The organism is Lysinibacillus sp. NPDC097287, assembly GCF_044761695.1.
Lineage (GTDB): Bacteria > Bacillota > Bacilli > Bacillales_A > Planococcaceae > Lysinibacillus.
This window is the reverse complement of sequence record NZ_JBIWCX010000051.1, coordinates 1-1,481: the sequence shown is the minus strand read 5'-3', so window position 1 is coordinate 1,481 and position 1,481 is coordinate 1. Positions and strand designations below refer to the sequence as shown.

Here is a 1,481-nt window from a genome sequence, read left to right as displayed (position 1 = left end):
CTTTTTCGTACCAAGGTACCGACTACCAGATCGATCTACGGCCGAAAAACGCCGACAAGCTCGACGCCGCATTTACGCCGTTCATTCAGTCCGCGCAAAAGCTCGGAAACGCAAAGAAAAGCGGTGCGACACAGGCACCCGCGAAGACGGGTGTCGCCTCACGGTCTCCGGAACAGTTTCAGGCTATTCGGGACTGGGCTAACAGCAACGGATATGAAGTGTCGGGTCGTGGCAGAATTAAGCGAGAGATTATCGAGGCTTTCGATTCCACACATTGAGAGTGAAGAGCTGAACCATTGAGTGCAATTTACGCTATACCTCGCCCTCGGGAACTCGACCACCAATCCTTCAACGAGTCGAGAAATCCCTACCGCAGATACGCGACGCGAGGTACGATTCCCACCAGCTAAACACTCTGGAGGAGAGCATGAACACCCAAGTATCGCCGGCGTCGATCCAATTATTTTATGAAGAGTCAAAATCAGCCCGAACACTGATTGACTCCGCCTTGGAAAAATATCGAGCAAATACCACGACGGTACTTGCGCTAGCCACGGGAGCAACTGCGTTTTTCGGACTATCATCTTCCACGAAGAATGAACTTCTGTATGTCAGCTCACTTGTGGCGTACGGAGCAGCCGTGTTCGTTGCTCTCAGCATCTATCTTCCAACGAAAAGGAAAGTCAATGTCGCATACGACACAGAATCTATCGTAAACAGCAATACAGGGCCCGCGATCCCACTAACTAAGTTTCATTGGGATTATGCACTCGGACACCAGAAAGCAGTATCGGACGGAATATCGCTCATCAGCGGATGGCGCGGACTCCGGTCTCGGTTCACCATCCTGACGTCTCTAACCGGACTGGTTGTCATTTTAGCTGGCCTCTCGATCGCTTTTCAACCCGATGCCGAAACTCCAAAACCCACTCATATAGTCATCGAAAGGATTTCATCATGAGCGAAAGCACTCAAAGTGGCGGCCGTCCCGCCAAAGCGGAAACGGATACAGTGTCAATCGACACGACGCCAAGGCTGGGAACCACGACGGGAAATCCAAACGAGAGCACGACGTTCTCGAAAAACTCGCAAGGCGGAGTCGAGATCATTTCTACGTCGACCAGAAGCAAAAGGGCGGCCAAGGAGAAATGAAACATCAAGGGTGACGCTCATCGCTGATGATTAATTCTTATTCAGGATTGAATACTTCAGCGATGAGCGCCATTCTTTATGTTGACATGCCGCACGGACAGGTGATGTCAGACATCCTTAAGAATTTCTTTCGCCAAGAGCAGAGTCGAGATAAGAAAAGAAGCGTCCTTTTCCGATATTTTGGAAACCCTCTTCTCCAGTTCGATTCTCATCTTCGCACTCACCGTATCAAGATCCGCTTGGTCGCTGTGCATCCTGAGGAAACTGTGCCAGTCACCGATCCTGATGCCTAAGACCTCGGTATTGTTGGAGTCCCTGATGAAATCATC

The 1,481-nt window shown here is 50.4% G+C and carries 3 protein-coding genes; 2 read left to right on the top strand and 1 reads right to left on the bottom strand.

The window, feature by feature from the left end; all coding sequences use genetic code 11:
• Both ACIQ2D_RS21935 and ACIQ2D_RS21930 read left to right on the top strand, forming a co-directional pair.
• Positions 1–278 (top strand): histone-like nucleoid-structuring protein Lsr2 (locus tag ACIQ2D_RS21935; protein WP_402867411.1); only part of this gene is annotated, 278 nt, incomplete at its 5' end.
• Between the two features lie 149 nt (positions 279–427).
• Complete coding sequence (locus ACIQ2D_RS21930; protein ID WP_391590601.1) at positions 428–961, top strand: hypothetical protein; 534 nt, start codon at positions 428–430, stop codon at positions 959–961.
• A gap of 298 nt (positions 962–1,259) precedes the next feature.
• On the opposite strand, the gene ACIQ2D_RS21925 is transcribed toward ACIQ2D_RS21930, so the two are convergent.
• Positions 1,260–1,481 (bottom strand): hypothetical protein (locus ACIQ2D_RS21925; protein WP_402867410.1); only part of this gene is annotated, 222 nt, incomplete at its 5' end.